The 21684-nt window shown below is 39.9% G+C and carries 24 protein-coding genes and 1 other RNA gene; 9 read left to right on the top strand and 16 right to left on the bottom strand.

Annotated elements, in window-relative coordinates:
- Nucleotides 1–623: 623 nt before the first annotated feature.
- Together asnS and rpoN are read left to right on the top strand one after the other, a co-directional pair.
- Complete coding sequence (gene asnS, locus AC106S_RS22780) at nt 624–2072, top strand: asparagine--tRNA ligase (protein ID WP_482442165.1); 1449 nt, start codon at nt 624–626, stop codon at nt 2070–2072.
- 159 nt (nt 2073–2231) lie between these two features.
- On the top strand, nt 2232–3695 hold the full coding sequence (gene rpoN, locus AC106S_RS22775; protein ID WP_482442163.1) for an RNA polymerase factor sigma-54: 1464 nt from the start codon (nt 2232–2234) through the stop codon (nt 3693–3695).
- Between the two features lie 322 nt (nt 3696–4017).
- On the opposite strand, the gene AC106S_RS22770 is transcribed toward rpoN, so the two are convergent.
- Genes AC106S_RS22770 through AC106S_RS22760 form a run of 3 tightly spaced genes read right to left on the bottom strand, consistent with a single transcriptional unit; the run spans nt 4018 to nt 6861 of the window.
- Complete coding sequence (locus tag AC106S_RS22770) at nt 4018–5643, bottom strand: AMP-binding protein (RefSeq protein ID WP_482442162.1); 1626 nt, start codon at nt 5641–5643, stop codon at nt 4018–4020.
- Nucleotides 5644–5702: 59 nt separating this feature from the next.
- Entirely contained in the window at nt 5703–6377 is a 675-nt protein-coding gene (locus AC106S_RS22765; protein ID WP_482442161.1) for a beta-carotene 15,15'-monooxygenase, read from the bottom strand.
- A complete protein-coding gene (locus AC106S_RS22760) occupies nt 6370–6861 on the bottom strand; it encodes an RNA polymerase sigma factor (protein WP_062702945.1) in 492 nt (163 codons plus the stop codon). Before AC106S_RS22760 ends, AC106S_RS22765 begins: the two co-directional genes overlap by 8 nt.
- Before the next feature lie 187 nt (nt 6862–7048).
- On the opposite strand from AC106S_RS22760, the gene rnpB reads away from it, so the two are divergent.
- Nucleotides 7049–7372: RNase P RNA component class A (gene rnpB, locus AC106S_RS22755), an RNA gene on the top strand.
- A gap of 209 nt (nt 7373–7581) precedes the next feature.
- Here the strand turns inward: rnpB and AC106S_RS22750 are convergent.
- The 13 genes from AC106S_RS22750 to AC106S_RS22690 all read right to left on the bottom strand — a co-directional run bounded on the left by AC106S_RS22750 (nt 7582) and on the right by AC106S_RS22690 (nt 14862).
- Nucleotides 7582–8112 carry a hypothetical protein gene (locus tag AC106S_RS22750; protein ID WP_482442159.1) on the bottom strand — a complete coding sequence of 177 codons (531 nt, stop codon included), beginning with the start codon at nt 8110–8112 and terminating at the stop codon, nt 7582–7584.
- An 11-nt stretch (nt 8113–8123) separates the two neighbouring features.
- Nucleotides 8124–8501 (bottom strand): hypothetical protein, encoded by a 378-nt coding sequence (locus AC106S_RS22745; protein WP_482442158.1) that lies wholly within the window; start codon nt 8499–8501, stop codon nt 8124–8126.
- Between the two features lie 204 nt (nt 8502–8705).
- Nucleotides 8706–9242 carry a hypothetical protein gene (locus AC106S_RS22740; RefSeq protein ID WP_482442157.1) on the bottom strand — a complete coding sequence of 179 codons (537 nt, stop codon included), beginning with the start codon at nt 9240–9242 and terminating at the stop codon, nt 8706–8708.
- A 65-nt stretch (nt 9243–9307) separates the two neighbouring features.
- Complete coding sequence (locus AC106S_RS22735; RefSeq protein ID WP_482442156.1) at nt 9308–9685, bottom strand: hypothetical protein; 378 nt, start codon at nt 9683–9685, stop codon at nt 9308–9310.
- 41 nt (nt 9686–9726) lie between these two features.
- Entirely contained in the window at nt 9727–10284 is a 558-nt protein-coding gene (locus tag AC106S_RS22730) for a hypothetical protein (RefSeq protein ID WP_482442155.1), read from the bottom strand.
- Between the two features lie 6 nt (nt 10285–10290).
- Nucleotides 10291–10668 carry a hypothetical protein gene (locus tag AC106S_RS22725; RefSeq protein WP_482442153.1) on the bottom strand — a complete coding sequence of 126 codons (378 nt, stop codon included), beginning with the start codon at nt 10666–10668 and terminating at the stop codon, nt 10291–10293.
- Between the two features lie 37 nt (nt 10669–10705).
- Nucleotides 10706–11269 carry a hypothetical protein gene (locus AC106S_RS22720; protein WP_482442151.1) on the bottom strand — a complete coding sequence of 188 codons (564 nt, stop codon included), beginning with the start codon at nt 11267–11269 and terminating at the stop codon, nt 10706–10708.
- A gap of 6 nt (nt 11270–11275) precedes the next feature.
- Nucleotides 11276–11737, bottom strand: a complete 462-nt coding sequence (locus AC106S_RS22715; RefSeq protein WP_482442150.1) for a hypothetical protein — start codon at nt 11735–11737, stop codon at nt 11276–11278.
- Nucleotides 11738–11776: 39 nt separating this feature from the next.
- A complete protein-coding gene (locus AC106S_RS22710; protein WP_482442149.1) occupies nt 11777–12307 on the bottom strand; it encodes a hypothetical protein in 531 nt (176 codons plus the stop codon).
- Nucleotides 12308–12319: 12 nt separating this feature from the next.
- Complete coding sequence (locus AC106S_RS22705) at nt 12320–12871, bottom strand: hypothetical protein (protein WP_482442148.1); 552 nt, start codon at nt 12869–12871, stop codon at nt 12320–12322.
- A 3-nt stretch (nt 12872–12874) separates the two neighbouring features.
- The gene (locus AC106S_RS22700; RefSeq protein WP_482442146.1) at nt 12875–13249 is read right to left on the bottom strand and encodes a hypothetical protein; all 375 of its coding nucleotides are present in this window, start codon (nt 13247–13249) and stop codon (nt 12875–12877) included.
- Between the two features lie 151 nt (nt 13250–13400).
- Complete coding sequence (locus AC106S_RS22695) at nt 13401–14270, bottom strand: polyphosphate kinase 2 family protein (RefSeq protein WP_482442145.1); 870 nt, start codon at nt 14268–14270, stop codon at nt 13401–13403.
- 127 nt (nt 14271–14397) lie between these two features.
- Nucleotides 14398–14862 carry a DUF1573 domain-containing protein gene (locus AC106S_RS22690; protein ID WP_482442143.1) on the bottom strand — a complete coding sequence of 155 codons (465 nt, stop codon included), beginning with the start codon at nt 14860–14862 and terminating at the stop codon, nt 14398–14400.
- A gap of 128 nt (nt 14863–14990) precedes the next feature.
- On the opposite strand from AC106S_RS22690, the gene AC106S_RS22685 reads away from it, so the two are divergent.
- From AC106S_RS22685 to AC106S_RS22660, 6 genes are all read left to right on the top strand, one after another.
- Nucleotides 14991–17606 carry a valine--tRNA ligase gene (locus tag AC106S_RS22685; protein WP_482442142.1) on the top strand — a complete coding sequence of 872 codons (2616 nt, stop codon included), beginning with the start codon at nt 14991–14993 and terminating at the stop codon, nt 17604–17606.
- A 79-nt stretch (nt 17607–17685) separates the two neighbouring features.
- Entirely contained in the window at nt 17686–18321 is a 636-nt protein-coding gene (locus AC106S_RS22680; protein WP_482442140.1) for a DUF4241 domain-containing protein, read from the top strand.
- A 67-nt stretch (nt 18322–18388) separates the two neighbouring features.
- Entirely contained in the window at nt 18389–19276 is an 888-nt protein-coding gene (locus AC106S_RS22675) for a ribokinase (RefSeq protein WP_482442138.1), read from the top strand.
- A 90-nt stretch (nt 19277–19366) separates the two neighbouring features.
- Nucleotides 19367–20212: an alpha/beta hydrolase family protein gene (locus AC106S_RS22670; protein WP_482442137.1), complete on the top strand. Its 846-nt coding sequence runs from the start codon at nt 19367–19369 to the stop codon at nt 20210–20212.
- Nucleotides 20209–20853 carry an HD domain-containing protein gene (locus AC106S_RS22665; protein WP_482442136.1) on the top strand — a complete coding sequence of 215 codons (645 nt, stop codon included), beginning with the start codon at nt 20209–20211 and terminating at the stop codon, nt 20851–20853. The genes AC106S_RS22670 and AC106S_RS22665 overlap by 4 nt, the downstream gene beginning before the upstream one ends.
- A gap of 259 nt (nt 20854–21112) precedes the next feature.
- A complete protein-coding gene (locus AC106S_RS22660) occupies nt 21113–21631 on the top strand; it encodes a hypothetical protein (RefSeq protein WP_482442135.1) in 519 nt (172 codons plus the stop codon).
- Nucleotides 21632–21684: the final 53 nt, after the last annotated feature.

Below are 21684 nucleotides of genomic sequence, written 5' to 3'. Positions count from 1 at the left end.
TATTTTGTTTTCAGTGTTTTATGATTTATAAATTCATGTTTTTATCCCTATAAATTTATGAATCTATAAACTATCTGCTTGCATAATCACCCTGCTTTACTGCATCTTTGTTTCAGGTAAAGACACAAGTATTTTTTTTGAAGATGCGAACAGAATATAAAAATAAAAGTAATGACATAATTGTTTAAAGATTGATATGCAGACCGTAATCATTTAAGGAGCTTAAATAAAAAACAGAAACCGCTCAATCCCGTTGATGCATTTTAAATGTGGAAGTGAAATGTAAAAATAATTGGGATGATGGTTTAAACATTAAGCTGAACATTCAAAAACTAGTAACCATTTATTATTAAAACTACTCCATGAAAACTCAGACAAATTTATTTAAAGTGATGTGATGTGGCTTCAGATTAATGAGAGTTTTACAACAGTTCAGACCGGTATTAAAGTGAAATTAAATCCGAAAATCAACAAAACTAACAGATAAAAAAAGCGATTTTCCTGAACTGAAAATTTAAATGCTTCTTAAATGATTTTTTTAAAGACAGCGCAATCATCAAGTTGCGCTGTTTTTTTGTAACTTTGCAGTCATTAATTTTTATACAAAAATTTATTATCAACTAATGAAAAAGCAAACGATTAAAGAAATCCTACAGGATTACAAGAAAGTATTACATCATGACATTACAGTTTACGGATGGGTAAGAACATTCCGTGCTAATCGCTTTATTGCCCTAAATGATGGTTCTACGATTAATAATTTGCAGATTGTTGTTGATTTCGAAAATTTTGACGAAGAGCTTATCAAAAAGATCAGTACAGCTTCATCTCTTAAAGTTGTAGGAGAAGTGGTGGAAAGCCAGGGAGCCGGACAATCTGTGGAAATTATCGCTAAAAAGATCATTATTTTAGGAGATAACTTTACCGAAGAATTGCAGAGTACGATTTTGCAGCCTAAAAAGCACAGTCTGGAAAAACTTCGTGAGCAGGCGCATTTAAGATTCAGAACCAATGTATTCGGGGCTGTTTTCAGAATCCGTCACGCGGTAAGTTTTGCCATCCATTCATTCTTTAACAAGAACCAGTTCTTCTATATCAACACTCCGGTTATTACAGGAGCAGATGCAGAAGGAGCAGGAGAAATGTTCGGGGTTACTAACTTCGATCTTAACCATATGCCAAGAACGGAAGACGGTGAAATTGATTTCTCACAGGACTTTTTCGGTAAAAAAACCAACTTAACGGTTTCCGGACAGCTTGAAGGAGAAACTGCAGCAATGGGACTGGGAAGAATTTATACTTTCGGACCTACTTTCCGTGCAGAAAATTCAAACACGACAAGACACCTTGCGGAATTCTGGATGATTGAGCCTGAAGTTGCTTTCAACAACCTTGAAGATAACATTGATCTGGCGGAAGACTTCCTGAAATATGTGATCCAGTATGTTCTTGACAACTGTAAAGACGATCTTGAATTCCTTGACAAGCGTTTTGAAGAAGAACAAAAATCAAAACCGGAAAAAGAAAGAGCGAAAGAAGGATTGATAGAAAAACTTCAGAATGTAATTACTAAACGTTTCAAGCGTGTAAGTTATACAGAAGCTATTGAAATCTTATTAAACTCTAAAGAAAATAAAAAAGGAAAATTTGCATATCCTGTTGAAAAATGGGGAACAGATCTTCAGTCTGAGCACGAAAGATACCTTGTAGAAAAGCATTTTGAGTGCCCGGTCGTATTATTCGACTATCCGAAGGAGATCAAGGCGTTCTACATGAAGCTGAACGATGATAATAAGACCGTTGCCGCAATGGACGTTCTTTTCCCTGGAATCGGGGAAATCATCGGAGGTTCCGAAAGAGAGGCCAGATTAGACGTATTAAAACAGAAAATGGCAGATATGCACGTGGATGAGCACGAACTTTGGTGGTATCTTGATACCCGTAAATTCGGTTCTGTACCGCATGCAGGCTTCGGCTTGGGACTGGAAAGACTTATTCTTTTCGTAACAGGAATGACGAACATCAGAGACGTGATTCCTTTCCCGAGAACCCCGAAAAATGCTGAATTCTAGAACAATAAAAAAAGCCTTAACGTAAAAATTAAGGCTTTTTTATTTTTTTATAGTTTATTATGTAGTTAACTATAATGCAAAAATCATGCTAATTGTGTTTTTTATCAAATAAATTTATTAAATTCGTAGAATATGTTATGTTAAAACACAAATACTAATATGCTTAAACAACACTTACAACTCAAATTAGGACAGAAACTTGCCCCTCAGCAGATTCAGTTGATGAAGCTTATTCAGCTGCATACCCTGGAGTTTGAAGAGGAGCTGGAAAGAGAGCTTGAAGAAAATCCTGCTTTGGAAATTGTAAAGGAAGATTCCAAAGAAGATGATTATTCCTCTCTGGAAGACGCCTATCAGGATGAAGGCACGGAAAGCATTGAAACGGATTTTGATGTAAACGAGTACCTGTACGACGACGAACCAAGCTATAAAACAGCATCCAGCAACTATTCGCCGGATGACGAGGAATTTGATAACGAAAGCCTTCTGACGGAAGGACAGTCCCTGTATGACTACCTGATGGAGCAGATTCATCTGGTAAACATCAGTGAAGAAGATCTGAAAATTGCGGAATATATCATCGGAAATCTGGATACAGACGGTTATCTGAGAAGAGAGATCAAGTCTATTGTGGATGACCTTGCTTTTTCACAGGGAATCTATACGACTAAAGAAAAAGTAGACGATATTCTGGAAAACTATGTTCAGAAACTGGATCCGTCGGGCGTAGGCGCGCGCGGACTTCAGGAATGCCTTCTGCTTCAGATCGAGAAGAAAGTAAGCTCTGATAAAGCCGTTTCCTTAGCTGCCAATATACTCAGACATCAGTTTGATGCCCTTACCAACAAACATTACAATAAGATCATTCAGAAATATGATATTGAAGAAGAGGATCTTAAAGATGCTTTAGAGGAAATCTCCAAACTTTCACCCAAAGTGGGAGGAAACTTTGATACGCAAACCATTACGATCAATCAGGAGATCATCCCTGATTTTGTGATCCAGGTGAAAGACGGACAGGTTATCCCGATGCTTAACAGCAAAAATGCCCCTACTTTAAGAGTTTCTGAAGAATACAAAGACATTCTGACAACGTATTCACACGATAAAAACTCTTCGGAACACAAACAGGCAGCATTGTTTATCAAACAGAAACTGGATGCCGCCAAATGGTATATTGATGCGATCAACCAGCGTCAGAATACCCTGCTTCAGACCATTACGGCAATTGTGAAATTTCAGAAAGATTATTTCATTACAGGAGACGAAAAGTCCCTCAAGCCAATGATTCTGAAAGACGTCGCAGATATTACCGGATTCGATATTTCTACCATTTCAAGGGTGGTAAAAAGCAAGTATGCCGATACCCCGAACGGAATCGTTTACCTGAAAGATCTTTTCTCAGACAGCCTTACCAATGATGATGGGGAAGAGGTTTCTACCAAAGAAATTAAAACCCACCTTCAGGAGGTGATCGATAAAGAGAATAAAAGAAAACCACTTACCGATGATGCGCTGGTAGTAATCCTTAAAGAGCAGGGCTACAACATCGCCAGAAGAACCATCGCCAAATACCGTGAACAGCTCAATATTCCGGTCGCGAGATTAAGAAAAGAACTCTAAAATATATAAGGCTGTCCTCAGAAGACAGCCTTTATTATTGTGTTCCAGGACCTCTTAAATTTATAATACAAACATACGAGGTACAAAAGATTGTACACTTTAGTGATTTTTAAGCTAAAAACGTTGTGCATAATCTACGATTTTTTATTTACTCAGGAATAAGAAATCTGCAGAATCTGCGAGACAAAAAAACAAAAAAGAGTTCTTAATAAAAATCTTTATGTTCGTTTGTAGAATTTATTCAATAGAGGTGGGCTTTAGTCCGCCTAAATAAAAGAAAACAATCCATTCAGCATAAAGCTATGAAAAATCCGCAAAGGCATTACGAACGTTTAAAACCATCCAGGCCCAGTTCTTTCACCGAAATCTCCCGCATTTCAACCTTCCGTATTTTCCCGGAAATGGTCATCGGAAATTCATCCACAAATTTCCAGTATTTGGGAATTTTATAATGGGCAATTCTTCCTTTACAGTAGTTCAGAAGTTCTGATTCGTTGACCTCACTGCCTTTCCGGACCTTGATCCATGCCATAACCTCTTCCCCGAATTTTTCGCTGGGAACGCCAATGATCTGTACGTCGAGGATATTGGGATAGGTATATAAGAAGTCTTCAATTTCTTTAGGGGAAATATTTTCGCCGCCACGGATGATCAGATCTTTGATTCTTCCGGAAATGGTAATATAACCTTCCTCATCCATTACAGCCATGTCTCCGGTATGCATCCAACGGGCATCATCAAGGACTTTTCGGGTGTTTTCCGGATCATTCCAGTATTTCAGCATAACAGAATAACCTCTGGTGCAGAGTTCTCCATGTTCTCCACGGTTCAGGATCTTTCCGTTTTCATCAATGATCTTTATTTCAAGATGATCCTGGACGGTTCCTACGGTACTGACCTGCTTTTCTAAAGGAGTACCGATCAGAGTTTGTGTAGAAACGGGAGACGTTTCTGTCATACCGTAGCAGATGCTCATTTCTTTAATATTCATCAGGCTTTCTACCTTTTTCATGATTTCCGGCGGGCAGACCGATCCTGCCATTACCCCCGTTCTCAGATCTGAAAAGTTGTACGTTTCGAAATCTTTTACCGCCAGTTCTGCAATAAACATAGTAGGCACCCCATACAGAGATGTACATTTTTCATCAGAAACAGCTTTTAAAGTAAGATCGGGATCAAAGCTGTCGTTGGGAATCACCATACAGGCACCGTGGGCGGTACAGCAGATATTGCCGATCACCATTCCGAAGCAGTGATAAAAAGGAACTGGAATACAAACCCTGTCCGTAGATGAATATTTTAAGCGTATACCGATGAAATAGCCGTTATTCAGAATATTGTGATGGGAAAGTGTTACGCCTTTCGGGAACCCTGTGGTTCCGGAGGTGTACTGAATGTTCACAGGATCATCAAACTGTACGTGTTCTTCGAAGCTGTGCAGGGTATCATCGGAAATATCCTGTCCGTTATTGAGAAAATCTTCCCAGTTATCATCAAAGAAAATTTCGTGTTCCAGGGAAGGGCAAACCTCTCTGGCATATTCTACCATTTCTTTATAATTACTGGTTTTAAAGTTTAAAGAAGAGAAAATAAAACGTATTTCAGACTGGTTGATGACATACGTCAGCTCATGTGTTCGGTAGGCAGGATTAATGTTGACCAGAATCGTTCCGATACGTGCAGTGGCATACTGAAGAAGTACCCATTCATAACGGTTGGAAGACCATATTCCGATCCTGTCTCCGGCTTTTGCACCCAGGAAAATAAGGGCTTTTGCAACGGCGGTGGTTTGATTATAAAACTCCTGGTAAGTGGCTCTGTACTCCTGATGAACGCACACCAATGCTTCCTGAAGCGGATATTTTTCAACGGTATTTTTAAGATTAGCTCCAATGGTTTGTCCCAGTAAAGGAATAGAGGAAGCTCCATTGACGTAAGATAATGACATAGTTCAAGATTTGGTGGAATAAAATTAATGAATAAATCCTGAACTACGGCCTGTATCCGTTAATTTTCCTGAGTATCTATGTCTTTAAGCTGTTTTAAATTCTTATCGAGTTTCCGGATGATGATTCCGTAGACAAGCCGGTAGTAAAGCCAGATGAGCAGCACACATAAAACCGTACTGACAATAGTCCCCACAATCACGATAGTAAGGTTGGAATTGGAAGGCTGTATATTCTGGGAATTCAGAATGTAGAAGAGAAACGCGGAGAAAACCAGGGTGAAAGCCACAAGAATGACAATACTGATCAGGATAAAAGCATTCACGGTCTTTTTAAACTTAATGATCCGGATAATCAGTCCTTTCAGGTTTTCTTCAATCTTTATTTTGCGGTAATTCTGGTAAAACTTCAGAACAAAATAGGCGGTAATCAGGAGGCTGATGACTTTTATAGCTAAATAGGCAAGGTCGAAATTGCTCTCCAGCTCAGGGGATTCCTGTGCTCCCAGTTTTTCGAGAATTTTGCGGAAACTGTCAGATTCATCGCCCTGGAAAAAATAAAACAGTCCAAGTACGGAAAAGAATAAAAATTCCACGACACTGATCCAGAAAATGTATTTCACATAATTGCGTGATTTTCTGTTCAGCATCTGAAGAATTTCAGCGCTGTCGTATTTCGGTTGAACAGGTTGCTCCTGCCATGTTTTTTTAAAGCTGTCTAAATCAAAATCAGGCATATTTTTCCATCTGTTCTTTAAGGGTTTTCTTTAATCTGTTCATTTTCACACGGGCATTCACCTCGGTAATTCCGAGGTTTTCTGCAATATCCTTATAGGGCAGGTCGTCAAGATACATCATTACAATCGCTCTTTCTACATTGGGAAGTGTTTTGATGACTGTGTACAGAAGAGAGATCTGCTGCTGTTTTTCATCATCATCTTCCACAAAATCTTTATGGTTGATGTCCAGTTCATTGGTGGGAAGGCTTTTGCTTTTTTTCCGGAAAAGTGTAATGGCTGTGTTGAGGGCTACACGGTACATCCATGTAGAAATCTTGGAATTTCCTTTAAAAGAATCATAGCTTCTCCAGAGCTGGAGGACGATCTCCTGAAAAAGATCTTCTTCATCCTCGAGAGAATTGGTATAAAGACGCGAAACTTTAATAATCAGACCCTGATTATCTTTAATAAGCTGCGCAAATTCTTTTTCTCTCGAACTCATAGATTTATAATGGCACGAAGATAATAATAATGCAGTAATTTATTAATTTGAAAACGGGTTAATTTGAGAATTTTTATTGAAATTCATGAAATAATCAGGGAAATCCCTTAATACTTTCCTTTTTTTAGTTTAATTTTCAAATCAGAGCATGGCTGTATTTTCAAATTATCCTGTATCTTTGCATCCGCGAGAAAATCGGCCTGTTGATTTCCCGTTTTCGGGAGGTAGGAAAGTCCGGACACCGTAGAGCAGCAAAGCGGATAACATCCGTCACCCGTGAGGGTAGGACAAGTGCAACAGAAAGCAGGTACAGTTCGGCTGTAGTGAAACCAGGTAAACTCTTTGTGGTGCAATGATAAGTATATCGGTTCTTTTCAGCAATGAAAATAGGGGCGGCTCGTCCTGAAAGCCGAGGGGTAATCAGCTCAAGTTTTGCAGCAATGTAAGACGCAGATAAATAACAGGCACTTCTCAGGAAGTACAGAATCCGGCTTATAGATTTTCTCGTATTTTTTTCTCAATTCTGAAGCCTTTCCGATACAGATGAAATTCTGAATAATAATCCTGTTACGGGTGAAGCAGTCCTTTTTTACCATCGTATCTTTTACTTAAGGAAAGTTGATAAAATAAGCATACACAGAAAGACCGGACTGGCTCCGGTCTTATGGTAAACTCACTGGTCCGCGTTTTGATAACAGCCAGAAATAATGTACTTAAACTCTATAAAGAATACAACTGCAGGTAAGTTACCCCGTTAATGGTAAACATCTCCGCGAATTCGTTGCCGGAAGGTGTAGCATAGGTATCCATAGAATTAGGATTACATGGTGTAGCCAATACTAAATTAGCACGGAACTCCAGCAATGATGTGCTGAATTTGGTAGCAAACCATTGTGTAGTGGTAGAAATTGTACCTCCGGGTACCAGATTCGGATCATCCCATGACATGACGGTATGGCCCGTAGAATTCGGATAAACTTCCCAGCTGCCCATAGGATAGAGAGAATTGGTAAACTGAGACTGGTAATCCTTATACATAAGTTCCTGTCCGTTTCCCATATGGGCATCAGCGGGCATATTGATGGATCCTGTATTTCCAACACGTGGGTAGCATCCGTTGGCCGCTGAAGTGCCTCCTGCTATCAAACTGCCGTAAAAATCATATTTCGAATAATTATTGACAATAATCGCTCCCTGTGAATAGGCCAGTGAAGCCATCATCAATCCTGATAATATTAAAAGCTTTTTCATAGTAAGATATTTTATTTTTCAGATTTGATATTCTTGCGGATCTCGTCACTTTTCTTCATATAGATCTGGGTAGCCCATACAATGATCTGTCCCATATCTCCGCCTGTTTTTCTCATCAGTTCGGTTTCAGTCACTCCGGTGGAAAGGATCAGTTCTTTGGAAGCCGGTACCAGAAGCGCTTTTCTCCTGTCGCTCAGTTCGGAAGTATTTCTCTTTTTTTCTTCTTCCGTAGGTCTGTTCTGTGGATCTCCCAGGCTTCTGAAAGCTTTGTCGAAGCTTTCCATTTGTGGAGTTTTCATACTTTCTACGGTATTTACGGCATTTCCTTCGTTGTTACACGAAATCAGCGTTAAAGCGGCAAATGCTGCCAGTAAAAAATGTTTTTTCATAGTTATTGTAGAATTATTTTTTAATGTTGAATAAAGAATTGCGTCTTATTTCAACATGGTCACAAGATCAATTTGTGAAAAAGATTCATTTTATTTATTAATAAAGACCGATATAGATTATATCTCCGATTCTGAACATCTCTGCATAGTTTCCGTAAGGGTAACCTATATACCACGGCATACTTTTTTATTTTATCATTGGGATTAATAAATCTGAAGATAAGTGATATTGCCTGCACCGGAGGTTATCGTGAACCATTCTGCAAAAGTCGGCGTATTATATCCGCTCTGACTTGATTGTAAAAACCCTCCTGAAAGTACCGGATCGCCTACTTCAAAAGAATCTACGGACTGCCCGTTGCTATCCCTGAGACTGAAGGCATAACCTTCCCATTCATTAGTAGAGTTGACAGCATTAATGAGAGGGTGATTGTAAGGGTGGGTACCTGTATTGGCAGGGTTTAAAGGATCCGTGTAATTCCAATACAGGATCGGGATGTTGGCCGTTCCGGAAGTATTAAAATGTTCGTAATAGCTGTCTCCGTTAATAGGAATGGTGTAGTTGGTAGAAGGATAGGTACCGATTGCATACATATAAGGGCCGTAAGGAGTCGGACTTTTGGTCATCAGTCTGCCCACTGCAATATAGTCGGGATTATAATTATTTACCTGTAAAGGAGTTGATTGTGCCGAAGCAGAGATTCCTGCTGCAATACTAAGTATAATGGTTAATTTTTTCATAGAACTAAAGATGTTTTTTAGAGTTAAAATATTGATGAGAATAAGCATTAATGAGAAGCAGATGATTATTTCTCCGATTTGATATTCTTACGGATTTCGTCACTTTTTTTCATATAGATCTGGGTAGCCCACACAATGATCTGTCCCATATCTCCGCCTGTTTTTCTCATCAGTTCGGTTTCAGTCACTCCGGTGGAAAGGATCAGTTCTTTGGAAGCCGGTACGAGAAGCGCTTTTCTCCTGTCACTCAGTTCGGAAGTATTTCTTTTTTTCTCCTCTTCCGTAGGTCTGTTCTGTGGATCTCCCAGGCTTCTGAAAGCTTTGTCGAAGTTTTCCATCTGCGGGGTTTTCATGTTTTCCACTGTATTGGTTGTGGTTCCTTCGTTGTTACACGAGATCATCATTAAAGCGGCAAATGCTGCCGGTAAAAAATATTTTTTCATAATTATTGATTAGGAGTTATTTTGCTTAAGATTCTGCTGCGTCAGAAAAGCTGAATGTAAGTGGTCGTAGTTGTTCCGCTGGTTATGGTAAATATTTCCGCACTGTTTCCCGAGGCGGTCGTAAAATTGCTTGGTGCATTATAACAGCTGTTCGGTAGGGCTATCGGACCGCTGAAACCATCCGGAGCAAGGTTGGTAGTTCCGGGATAATACATGACAAACTTTGTAGCAGACCATCTTGTATTATTGGAGATCACTCCTCCGGGTGCTATCAGCATACTGCTCCATAACTGTGATGTAGTGGAAGTACTTGAAGTACTCACAGACCATCTGGTCATAGGATACATAGAGGTATTATACTGACTCTGGTAATCTTTGTACACAAGCGCTTTTCCATTTCCCATATGAGAATCAGCCGGAATGGAGACCATGTCGGGATTTTCAGACGTTACATAAGGGTAGCAGTTTCCCAGTGCGTTATTGGCAATAAGAAACCCGGAAAAATCAAACTTGGAATAGTTGTTGATGATGAGGGTTCCTCCCTGTGCATACCCCAAAGAAAAAGCAGCTAAACCTAATAGGGCTAATACTTTTTTCATGATATTTTATTTTTCGGATTTTAAATTTTTTCGGATTTCGTCACTTTTTTTCATATAGATCTGGGTAGCCCATACAATGATCTGTCCCATGTCACCGCCTGTTTTTCTCATCAGTTCGGTTTCAGTTACTCCGGTGGAAAGGATCAGTTCTTTGGAAGCCGGCACGAGAAGCGCTTTTCTCCTGTCGCTCAGTTCCGAGGTATTTCTCTTTTTCTCTTCTTCGGTAGGTCTGTTCTGTGGATCTCCCAGGCTTCTGAAAGCTTTGTCGAAGTTTTCCATCTGCGGTGTTTTCATGCTTTCCACCGTATTTACGGCATTTCCTTCATTGTTACATGAAATCAGCGTTAAAGCGGCAAATGCTGCCGATAAAAAATGTTTTTTCATAATAATCAAGATATATTTTGTTTAGATCCGGATAACATCAGAAAATCTGAATATAGGTTATTGTAGTTGTTCCGCTGGTTACAGTAAATATTTCTGCACTGTTTCCTGAGGTGGTGGTAAAGCTGCTCGGTGCACTGTAACAATTATTGAAAAGGGTTATGGCTCCGTTGAAGTTATCCGGAGCAAGATCCGTTGTTCCGGGATAATACATAACAAACTTTGTGGTAGCCCATTTTGTATTGTTTGAAATCGTAAGCCCCGGAGCTAAAGAAGGGTGGTTCCACGGTCTCGGGGTAATGCTTGAACTTCCGCTCGCTAAAGCTACGGACCATGTGGCCATAGGATATAGCGACGAAGGATACTGGTCCCTGTAATTATCGTATCTGAGCTCTTTTCCATTACCCATATGAGAATCATAAGGAACCCTTACCATGTCAGGATTTGCGGACGATACATTAGGATAGAAGTTTCCTGCGGGGTTATTGGCAATAATGTATCCGTAAAAGTCAAATTTGGAATAGTTGTTAAGAATAAGAGTTCCTCCCTGTGCATACCCCAAAGAACAGGCAGCCAAACTTAATAAAGCTAAAACTTTTTTCATGATATTTTATTTTTCGGATTTTAAATTTTTTCGGATTTCATCACTTTTTTTCATATAGATCTGGGTAGCCCATACAATGATCTGTCCCATATCGCCGCCTGTTTTTCTCATCAGTTCGGCTTCAGTTACTCCGGTGGAAAGGATCAGTTCTTTGGAAGCCGGCACGAGAAGCGCTTTTCTCCTGTCGCTCAGTTCCGAGGTGTTTCTCTTTTTCTCCTCTTCCGTAGGCCTGTTTTGAGGATCTCCCAGGCTTCTGAAAGCTTTGTCGAAGCTTTCCATCTGTGGTGTTTTCATGCTTTCTGCCGTATTTACAGCATTACCTTCGTTGTTACACGAGATCAGCATTAACGTGGCAAATACTGCCGGTAAAAAATACTTTTTCATAATTCTTTTTATTGTAATAAGCTCTATATTATTTTTAAAATGGGTAATATGATCCCTGGGAAGGCCGGTAATCAGGCTTTCCATATGATTGTTGATAAAATAGACCGCTAAACTGTCGTTCTTTTAATAGATCTCCAGATAAGTGGTGGGGCCGCTGGGTGTGGTAATGGTAAACCAGTCAGCACCGGAAAAAGAACCCGTAATCGAATTACTGAATCCCGGATAAATGGAAGGGTCTCCCAGTTTATATTCATCCGTATTTCCTGTTGCCGGATCATGAAGTACAAAATGAAAGCCTGCCCATTCATTGGCAGCATTCATCACCGTAGAAATAAACGGGTGATTATAGGCATAGGTTCCATTGTTGGCAGGATTGGTATTATCTGAAACGTACCAGTTGAGGATAGGGAAAGGCACTGTTCCGGAAGTACTGAAAGAATTGTATTGGGTAAAACCTCCTGCAGGAATGGTATAGCTCCCGTAAGGCGGATTAGGAGAAGCATACATATAAGCTCCCGGACCTCCACCCGGTGGTGCCGTGCTGAGTCTGCCCACCGCATCAGACTGACTGTAATTATGGATGACCAGTGGGGTACTCTGGGCAGAAACGAGAACTCCTGCCGTTACTGATAAAAGCAATGATATTTTTTTCATATATACCGGAGATTAGTTGATGAGCAGGTAAGTATATACCGTTCCGCCGGATGTGACGGTAAACCACGATGCATCTCCCATAGGAAGTGCATTGATGTAATCTGTATTGCTTACACATGGATTGGCAGCATCACCGATATTTCCATAAAAATAGGTCTCTGGGGTAAGTGTTCCTGCATGAAACATCTGAAACTTAGACATAGACCATTTGGTATTGTTGGAAATAACTCCTCCCGGTATCAGACTGGGATGGTTCCAGGGGCGTAAACTCGGGGTTCCTCCTGTGGCCAGAAGAACAGACCAGGTAGTCACGGAACTGGGAGATCCCGGAAGGTACTGGTCCCGGTAATTGTTGTATTGTACCGTATTCCCGGCCGGTACCAGGATCATGGAAGGATCATAGGACGCTACAACCGGGTTGCAGCCTGCTCCTGCAAAATTATTGGCGAAAATAGTTCCCCGGTAATCATAATTCACAGACTGATTCATGATGATGAGAGGTCCGTTCTGTGCGTACATCAAAGAAATAAACAGAATTCCTGATAGTGATAAAAGCTTTTTCATGACCTATTTTTCAGATTTGATATTCTTACGGATTTCGTCACTTTTCTTCATATAGATCTGGGTAGCCCACACAATGATCTGTCCCATATCGCCGCCTGTTTTTCTCATCAGTTCGGTTTCAGTTACTCCGGTGGAAAGGATCAGTTCTTTGGAAGCCGGAACCAGAAGCGCTTTTCTTCTGTCACTCAGTTCAGAGGTGTTTCTTTTTTTCTCTTCTTCGGTAGGGCGGTTTTGTGGATCTCCCAGGCTTCTGAAAGCTTTGTCGAAGTTTTCCATCTGCGGGGTTTTCATACTTTGTACGGTATCCGCAGCGGTACTCTCATTGTTACAGGAAACAAGACATATTACAGCGATTGCTGATAATAATATTTTTTTCATAGTTAATAGTTAATAAGATTTGGTGTTCTTAATTTTTGATAAAATTATAAAAAAAACTGACATGAACAATATATTATTCACTAAATAGGGTTTTTTTATGTAAAATTTAACTAATTTATTTAACTATGAATTAGTATGTTATATTTGTGGATTATTCACTTTCAAGTGTTTTTTTAGCTTCTTCCAGTCCTGCTTTTTCTTTTTCATTCAGCTGGGGATATTTCAGATTCATTTTTTCCAGGGTATCAATAATGATCTGTATAGCGGCCACTCTTGCAAACCATTTATTGTCTGCCGGAAGCACATACCAGGGAGCGTGATCTTTTGAGGTTTCATTGATAGCCGTTTCATAAGCTTCCATATACTGGCTGAATAAAGCTCTTTCGGGAAGATCTCCCGTAGAAAATTTCCAGTTCTTTTCCTGCTCGTTAATTCTGTCCAGGAGTCTTTTCTTTTGTTCGTCTTTAGAAACGTTTAAGAATATCTTCACGATCGTTGTTCCGTTTTGGGAAAGATGTTTTTCAAAATTCCGGATACTTTCATACCTGTTTTCCCAGAACTTACCGTCAAAATCTTTTACCGAAGACCAGGTTTTTTCGCTGAGGTTATACTCAGGATGTACCTTACAGACCAGAACACTTTCATAATGCGACCGGTTGAAAATCCCGATCATTCCTTTCTGGGGGAGAGCCAGATAATGTCTCCACAAAAAATCATGGGAATACTCTTTGGAACTTGGTGTTTTGAAGCTGGTTACATTGCATCCCTGCGGATTCACTCCTCCGAAAACGTGTTCAATGAGGCTGTCTTTACCGGCGGCATCCATAGCCTGGAGAACAACCAGAAGAGACTGGCTGCCGTCAGCATATAGCTTTTCCTGAAGCTCACGGAGCTTTTCTTTTTCTTTGATCAGCATTTGTGTGCCTTCGTCTTTGGTAAGTTTTCCCTGATAGGCTGTTGAAGCTTTTTTTATTGAAAATTTTCCGTTTACCAGGAAGTCGTCTGAGAAATTGGTATCCATATATTATTAATGATTAAAAGAAGGTTATGAACTTTTACAGATTAGGATTAAATAAGCCTGTTGTACTATAAATGTAATAAAAAAACCGTCTCCAGTGAAGACGGTTTCCTTATTTTTTTAGTAGAGATTACTTTGCGGCAGCTTTTTTTGCAAGTTTAGCAGCTTTTTTCTCTGCCTTTGCAGCAGCTTTTTGCTCAGCAGCTGTTAATGGCTTAGGCTCAGGAGCATTGGGGTCTACATTACCCTGAATGTGGATTACACTTCTGCTGTTAGCCGGGTCGTTAGAGAAAACTTCGATCATTTTATTGAAAGGTCCGTTCGCCGAAGTATTGTATCCAACTTTGATTTTAGCTGTTTTTCCCGGCATAATCGGATCCTGGCTGAACTCAGGAGTCGTACATCCGCAAGAAGGTTTTACATTTGAAATGATCAGAGGCTTGTCACCAGTATTCGTTACAGTAAAGAATCTTGTACCGTCAGCGTTGGTTTTGATAGTACCATAATCGTAAACAGTTCTGTCAAACGTAATTGTCTGTGCAGATGCCAAAGCAAATGTTCCAAATAATGCAATTCCTGCAATTAATTTTTTCATATTCTTGAATGTTAATATGTTTGTTAGATAAATTTTGAGAAACAAAGTTAAAAATTATTTTAATTCATACTTAAAATTTTTTTTCTTTAGACTATTTTTGCAAATTGTAAATTAAAGAAACAGAATTTATGCAGATTTCAGAAAAGTACAATCCACAGGAAACAGAACAAAAGTGGTACAATTACTGGATGGAAAACAAGTACTTCCATTCAGAACCGAATGACAGGCCGCCGTATACTGTTGTAATTCCTCCGCCAAACGTAACGGGGATCTTGCACATGGGGCATATGCTTAACAATACCATTCAGGATGTTCTGGTCCGTCGTGCAAGAATGCAGGGCTTCAATGCCTGCTGGATTCCGGGAACAGATCACGCTTCAATCGCTACTGAAGCCAAAGTTGTTGCTAAACTGAAGTCTGAAGGGGTCAGCAAGTCTGATATTACCCGTGAAGAATTTTTAAAACATGCCTGGGACTGGACCAACAAATACGGAGGGACAATCCTGGAGCAGCTGAAAAAACTGGGATGCTCATGTGACTGGGACAGAACCCGTTTCACAATGGAAGACAAACTTTCCCGACAGGTGATCAGAAGCTTTGTAGATCTTTATAATAAAGGACTGATTTATAGAGGATACAGAATGATTAACTGGGACCCTGAAGCGAAGACCAACATCTCAGATGAAGAAGTGATCTTTAAAGAGCAGAACGGGAAACTGTATTTCCTTAAATATAAGATCGAAGGATCGGAAGAATTCCTTTCGGTGGCTACTACACGTCCTGAAACCATTTTCGGGGATACTGCCGTTTGTATCAATCCGAATGATGAAAGATACGCACACCTGAAAGGTAAAAATGTAATTGTACCGATCGTTAACCGAGTGATCCCGATCATTGAAGATGAATATGTGGATATTGAATTCGGAACAGGTGCGCTGAAAATTACTCCTGCCCACGATACCAACGACTATGAAATCGGGCAGAAGCACCAGCTGAAAATGATCGATGCGCTGGATGATGACGGAAACCTAAATGAATACGGCCTTCATTACGCAGGTCAGAACAGATTTGATGTAAGAAAGCAGATTGCTAAAGAATTACAGGAAAATGATCTTTTGCTGAAAGCCGAGGATTATGTAAATAAAGTAGGAACATCCGAAAGAACAGGAGCCGTTATAGAACCTAAAGTTTCCGTACAATGGTTCCTGAAAATGTCTGAAATTGCCAAACCGGCATTGGATGTGGTGATGGATGATGAGGTAAAGTTCTATCCTGAAAAGTTCAAAAATACATACAGGCACTGGATGGAAAACATCCGCGACTGGAACATTTCCCGCCAGCTTTGGTGGGGACAGCAGATTCCTGCATATTACTATGGAACGGGAGATGAAGATTTTGTAGTGGCTGAAACCAGAGAAGAAGCTCTGGAGCTGGCCAGAAAGAAAACCGGGAATGCCGGATTGTCTATGGTAAACCTTAAACAGGATGACGATGCACTCGATACCTGGTTCTCCTCATGGTTGTGGCCGATGTCTGTATTCGACGGGCTGCTTGATCCGGAAAATAAGGACATCAATTATTACTACCCGACCTCTGATCTTGTAACAGGTCCGGATATTATTTTCTTCTGGGTAGCCAGAATGATCATGGCAGGACTGGAGTACAGAAAAGAAGTTCCTTTCAAAAATGTATATTTCACAGGAATCGTAAGGGATAAGCAGAGAAGAAAGATGTCTAAATCTTTAGGTAACTCTCCGGATCCTATCGAATTGATTGACAAATATGGGGCAGATGGAGTTCGTGTAGGAATTTTATTGAGTTCCGCAGCCGGAAACGACCTTCTTTTTGATGAAGATCTGATGATTCAGGGAAGAAACTTTATGACAAAGATCTGGAATGCTTTCCGTCTGATCAATAATCTGAATAAAGAAGATAAGCCAGCCAATACAGCAGATAATCAGGCCATAGAATGGTTTGGAAACAAACTGAATAAAACCATTGCTGAAATTGATGACCAGTTTGAGAAATTCAGAATTTCTGATGCACTGCATCTGATTTATAAACTGATCTGGGATGATTTTTGCGGTTCATACCTTGAAGCGGTTAAACCGAATTATGGAGAAAGTCTTTCCAAAGAAGTATATGACAAAACCATTGCATTCTTTGAAGACCTGATGAAACTTTTACATCCGTTCATGCCTTTCTTAACAGAGGAATTATGGCAGATCATCGCAGAAAGGACTACGGAAGACGCACTAATTATTGCCCAGCAGAAAAAAGCAGGGGAATACAGTGAAGAAGTGATCCGAAAGTTTGAAACGGCAGAAGAACTGATCTCGGGAGTTAGAAATTACCGCCAGACCAAAGGAATTTCTCCAAGAGAAGCGGCTGAAATCTATACCAATGCATCAGAATTTGCGAACGAAGCCGTGATCAGGAAACTGGCCAATGTTTCTGAGATTCATTTCGGAACCAAAACAGATAAACCAAGCTTTACCTTCCTGGTAGGTGCTACTGAAATTTCTATTCCTTTAAGCGAAAGCCTGGATTTAGGGGAAGAAAAAACAAAGACAGAAGAAGAACTGAAATATCTGAAAGGATTCCTGATCTCTGTGGAAAAGAAACTTTCCAATGAAAAGTTCGTGGCCAATGCCAAGCCCGAAGTAGTGGAAGGAGAACGTAAGAAGCAGAAAGATGCTCAGGATAAAATAGCTATTTTGGAAGAGAAACTGAAAAGTTTGTAACTTACACCATAGCTTTATCAAAATGTCAGGCTGGGCACAAAACGTGTTCAGCCTGACAATTTAAAAAGAAGAATTAAAAATGACACACATAGAAAATATAAAAAAGCTTTTCTCGAAGGAGTTTGTAGAAAGTCCTCTGCTTGAAAGCTTTGAAGTGGGAAAGATCTACCTTTCCAGCGGTAAACTGATAGCCTGTGATCCTCTGATCACCAATGATATGCTGCCTTTTTCTACCGGATTTCCCAAAGGAAACTTCTCTGTTCTGCTGCATAAAGAAAGGGAAAGTAACTGTGTAGCCTATGCGGAAATTATTTTCAGTAAAGAAACAGTTGCCGACTGGAAAATGGGTGTAACATCCGGACAGGACGTTAAGGATCTTACAGAAGAGGAAGTCTTCGGCTATCCCGTGGAAAGCGGGATGGGATGCTTTATGGATGCAGATACCCAGAACAGTCTTAACGACCTTGAAAAAAGACTCTATCACAGCAAAGGTGCAGATTTCATGGGGATCTATGAAGAATTCTTCCATGAACATTTTTTTGATGAAAAGGGAGCCATAGATCAGTATGCATTCCTGAAACCTGCCGAACAGCATCCGGGCACTATCTTTGCTTTTGAAACAGGATACGGAGAAGGTTTTTACGCCAGCTATATTGCGTATGACAAAGCTGGAAAACCGGTCAAGATAATTACAGAATTTATTGAAATAAGTTAATTAAATTAGCTATTTTTGAGACCATATTTCCGGAAAAAATTTTTATTAAATTAATGAAAAAACACCAATGAAATTCTCATCTGAACAACCCAAAATTATTGTTGTAGGCAGCTCATCCATTGATCTGGTTTTAGAAACTGAAAAACTTCCCCAGCCGAATGAAACGGTTCTCGCCGTCAATTCAGACAGCTATTTCGGAGGCAAAGGAGCCAACCAGGCAGTAGGAACGGCAAGGCTCGGAGCCAGTGTGTATTTTGTAGGCTGCGTGGGAATGGATCCTTTAGGACAGCAGATCATGAGAAATCTGGTAAGTGAGAGTGTAAACGTAGGTTTTGTTCATGAAACAGACCGTGAAGCAACAGGAACAGCCTACGTGACAACCTGTAACGGAAATGCTGCTATTGTGGTGGTTCCTGCGGCCAACAAGTGTCTGAGCATAGAACATATAGAAGAAGCAGACCGCTATTTTCATACGGCAGACCTTGTTTTGGTACAGCTGGAAGTAGCTATGGAAGCGGTGGAATATACGGTAAGAAAAGCCAAAAAATATGGTAAAAAAGTTGGTCTTTATGCTTCTCCGGCAATGAAGATCAGTAATGAGCTTATTGAAAATGTGGATTTCATTGTGGCTAAAAGCAATGAACTGTACATTCTTTTCGGTGAAGAACAGAGAGAGGAAGTGCTTAAAAAGTATTTCAACAAAGTTTTTGTAAGAGACGATACAAATTCCACAATCTATTTTGACGGCACGGAAATGAAGTATTACCGTAATGATAAAGACGAGACCGTATACAAAATGGGAATGGGAGATGCCTTTACTTCAGGATTTGCTATCGCTCTGTGTCACGGGAATTCTATTGAAGAATGCGTGAAGTTCGGAAATGAAGTTTCTTCGAGGGTTTCCAGAGGGAAAGGTTCCCAGACAGGGTTGCCGAGAATGTCGGATTTCCTGTAAAGCTATTTGCCACATATCGAAAATCTGATATTTTATATAAAATAACCGCTAAAATTTCCACTTTTATAGTGGATTTTTTCTTTTTAGTCTATGGAAAAACTTTCACTTACCACAAAAGATCACATACGCCTTACTGCACACCTTTTCCGGCCCGGAAAAAGTAACGGAAACCTTCTTCTTATCAATTCGGCAACGGGAGTGAAGCAGCAGGTATATTTTTCTTTTGCCCGGTATTTTGCTGAACATGGATTTACGGTGATTACCTATGATTACAGAGGAATAGGTCTTTCCAAGCCTGCCGAAATGAAAGGTTTCGAAGCTTCCATGAGAATATGGGGTTCAGTAGACTATAAAACAATAACACAATATATAAAAACCGAATACCCTGACTATACAAAATATTGTCTCGGCCATTCGGTAGGGGCACTGATCCTCGGAATGAACGAAGATTCAGTGATGTTTGATGAACTGGTTTTTGTAGGAACGCAAAATGCCTTTGTCGGAAATCTGAAAGGAAAAACGAAAATTGAAGCCTACCTCGGGTTTGGGATTGCACAGCCTGTAACCACCGGATTGCTTGGGTATTTTCCAGCCCATTGGTTCGGTTTGGGAGAAAGTCTTCCGAAAAATTGCGCATTTGACTGGAGAACCTTAATTTTAAACAGGAAATCAACAAACAGACTGCTGGAGAAAACTGATGATCATTCTAAAAAATTAACCCAGAAAACATTCGTGATCCGGGCTGAAGATGATGCGTGGCTCACGGAAAAAGGTGTTCTGAGCCTTTTAAACGATACCTATCCCAATCTTAAGCCTACTTACCGACTGATAAAGGTCTCCGAATCTGATAAAAAAGAAATCGGACATGTTAATTTTTTCAGAAGCTATAATCAGAAACTCTGGAGTATTATTTTAAACGAATTAAGAAACTCATGAAAAGCGTAATTGAAAACACCGTAGCATTTGTAAAAGAAAAACTGGAAGGAGCGGAAGCCGGGCATGATTGGTATCACATCGAAAGAGTATGGAAACTTTCAAAAAAAATAGCGGAAGCAGAGAACTGCAACCGGGATGTTGTAGAGCTGTCTGCATTACTGCACGATATTGCAGATCCTAAATTTCATAACGGAGATGAAACTATTGCCCCGAAAATTTCGAGAGCATTTTTAGAAGAACAGCAGGTTCCTGAAGACGTGATAGAACAGGTTCTATTTATTATTAAAAATATTTCGTTTAAAAACAGGGCCGAAATTCCTGCAAATCCTCCCGTTGAGCTTAAAATAGTTCAGGATGCAGACCGTATTGATGCCATTGGAGCCATCGGGATCGGGAGAACATTCAACTTCGGAGGCTATAAGAACAATCCGATATATGATCCGGAAATTAAACCCAATCTGGAAATGACCAAAGATCAGTACAAAAAATCGAACGGAACCACCATCAATCATTTCTATGAAAAATTACTGCTTTTAAAAGATATGATGAATACAGAAAAAGGTAAAGAACTGGCTCAGGAAAGACATGATTTTATGCAGACATTTCTGGATCAGTTCTATAAAGAATGGAATGTTGACTAATATAATATTTTAGATCAAGGCCGGAAGAAGGAAGGTACCGCTGTTATTATCCGTCGTACTATAATGTTCCAACGGTATAAGTATGATTACTGAATTTTCTTTGTTTCAGACTTCATAAGCTTCCTTTTATCCGGTCTTTATCTTCTCTTTTACCAGACTCAGGCGAAATCTGTATCTTTGCAGTATGGAATTTATCATTTTTGTGATCTTTTGGGCTTGTGTGCTTTCCCTGGTTTTGTTTAAAATAAAATCGGGAAGGATGGCAAAATGGGCAAAACTCTTCCGTGTTCTTACGGTAGTTTCCTCTATTTCCGTTTTTACGTATTGGTTTATCAAGAAAAGTGCAGTAGGGTTTGTAGATAATTCCGTAGGACTGCAGGTTATCAATAAACTTCCTCAGACACTGGATTTTTATCTCATCAGTGTAGATCATGGTGTCAACGGGGAACTGCTCCCCAAACACATCGGAAAAATCCGTCCGGAATATTACAGGATCGAATACCTGAAAATGGATAAGTCTGATGAATACTGGATCATAGGATATCTGGGCAAAAAAAATATGGTGTATTTTTCCCAACATTCCGTTCCCAACAAAAACATGGATCAGATCGTGGAAGTACAGAATTACATCAATCAGAGTGTGAAACTTTCCGATATGGCCAAAAAGCAGGTAGATGCCTATAATTATGAAAATGCAAAACTGGGAATCTGGGTTACCCTGGATTTTCTTCTCCTGTTCCTGAATCTGGTGCTTCTGCTAAGAAAAAATAAGCAATAAGTAATATATATCAGCTATCTATTACCTATTGCCTGTTGCTCATTACTTTATTA

This window comes from Chryseobacterium sp. FR054, from assembly GCF_056844565.1.
The sequence above is the reverse complement of the archived record's forward strand: the minus strand, read 5'-3'. Positions and strand labels throughout refer to the sequence as shown.

Coding starts and splice junctions, on each gene's coding strand:
- asnS (WP_482442165.1), top strand. CDS start 624: ATGAAAAAGCAAACGATTAAAGAAATCCTACAGGATTACAAGAAAGTA.
- rpoN (WP_482442163.1), top strand. CDS start 2,232: ATGCTTAAACAACACTTACAACTCAAATTAGGACAGAAACTTGCCCCT.
- AC106S_RS22770 (WP_482442162.1), bottom strand. CDS start 5,643: ATGTCATTATCTTACGTCAATGGAGCTTCCTCTATTCCTTTACTGGGA.
- AC106S_RS22765 (WP_482442161.1), bottom strand. CDS start 6,377: ATGCCTGATTTTGATTTAGACAGCTTTAAAAAAACATGGCAGGAGCAA.
- AC106S_RS22760 (WP_062702945.1), bottom strand. CDS start 6,861: ATGAGTTCGAGAGAAAAAGAATTTGCGCAGCTTATTAAAGATAATCAG.
- AC106S_RS22750 (WP_482442159.1), bottom strand. CDS start 8,112: ATGAAAAAGCTTTTAATATTATCAGGATTGATGATGGCTTCACTGGCC.
- AC106S_RS22745 (WP_482442158.1), bottom strand. CDS start 8,501: ATGAAAAAACATTTTTTACTGGCAGCATTTGCCGCTTTAACGCTGATT.
- AC106S_RS22740 (WP_482442157.1), bottom strand. CDS start 9,242: ATGAAAAAATTAACCATTATACTTAGTATTGCAGCAGGAATCTCTGCT.
- AC106S_RS22735 (WP_482442156.1), bottom strand. CDS start 9,685: ATGAAAAAATATTTTTTACCGGCAGCATTTGCCGCTTTAATGATGATC.
- AC106S_RS22730 (WP_482442155.1), bottom strand. CDS start 10,284: ATGAAAAAAGTATTAGCCCTATTAGGTTTAGCTGCTTTTTCTTTGGGG.
- AC106S_RS22725 (WP_482442153.1), bottom strand. CDS start 10,668: ATGAAAAAACATTTTTTATCGGCAGCATTTGCCGCTTTAACGCTGATT.
- AC106S_RS22720 (WP_482442151.1), bottom strand. CDS start 11,269: ATGAAAAAAGTTTTAGCTTTATTAAGTTTGGCTGCCTGTTCTTTGGGG.
- AC106S_RS22715 (WP_482442150.1), bottom strand. CDS start 11,737: ATGGAAAGCCTGATTACCGGCCTTCCCAGGGATCATATTACCCATTTT.
- AC106S_RS22710 (WP_482442149.1), bottom strand. CDS start 12,307: ATGAAAAAAATATCATTGCTTTTATCAGTAACGGCAGGAGTTCTCGTT.
- AC106S_RS22705 (WP_482442148.1), bottom strand. CDS start 12,871: ATGAAAAAGCTTTTATCACTATCAGGAATTCTGTTTATTTCTTTGATG.
- AC106S_RS22700 (WP_482442146.1), bottom strand. CDS start 13,249: ATGAAAAAAATATTATTATCAGCAATCGCTGTAATATGTCTTGTTTCC.
- AC106S_RS22695 (WP_482442145.1), bottom strand. CDS start 14,270: ATGGATACCAATTTCTCAGACGACTTCCTGGTAAACGGAAAATTTTCA.
- AC106S_RS22690 (WP_482442143.1), bottom strand. CDS start 14,862: ATGAAAAAATTAATTGCAGGAATTGCATTATTTGGAACATTTGCTTTG.
- AC106S_RS22685 (WP_482442142.1), top strand. CDS start 14,991: ATGCAGATTTCAGAAAAGTACAATCCACAGGAAACAGAACAAAAGTGG.
- AC106S_RS22680 (WP_482442140.1), top strand. CDS start 17,686: ATGACACACATAGAAAATATAAAAAAGCTTTTCTCGAAGGAGTTTGTA.
- AC106S_RS22675 (WP_482442138.1), top strand. CDS start 18,389: ATGAAATTCTCATCTGAACAACCCAAAATTATTGTTGTAGGCAGCTCA.
- AC106S_RS22670 (WP_482442137.1), top strand. CDS start 19,367: ATGGAAAAACTTTCACTTACCACAAAAGATCACATACGCCTTACTGCA.
- AC106S_RS22665 (WP_482442136.1), top strand. CDS start 20,209: ATGAAAAGCGTAATTGAAAACACCGTAGCATTTGTAAAAGAAAAACTG.
- AC106S_RS22660 (WP_482442135.1), top strand. CDS start 21,113: ATGGCAAAATGGGCAAAACTCTTCCGTGTTCTTACGGTAGTTTCCTCT.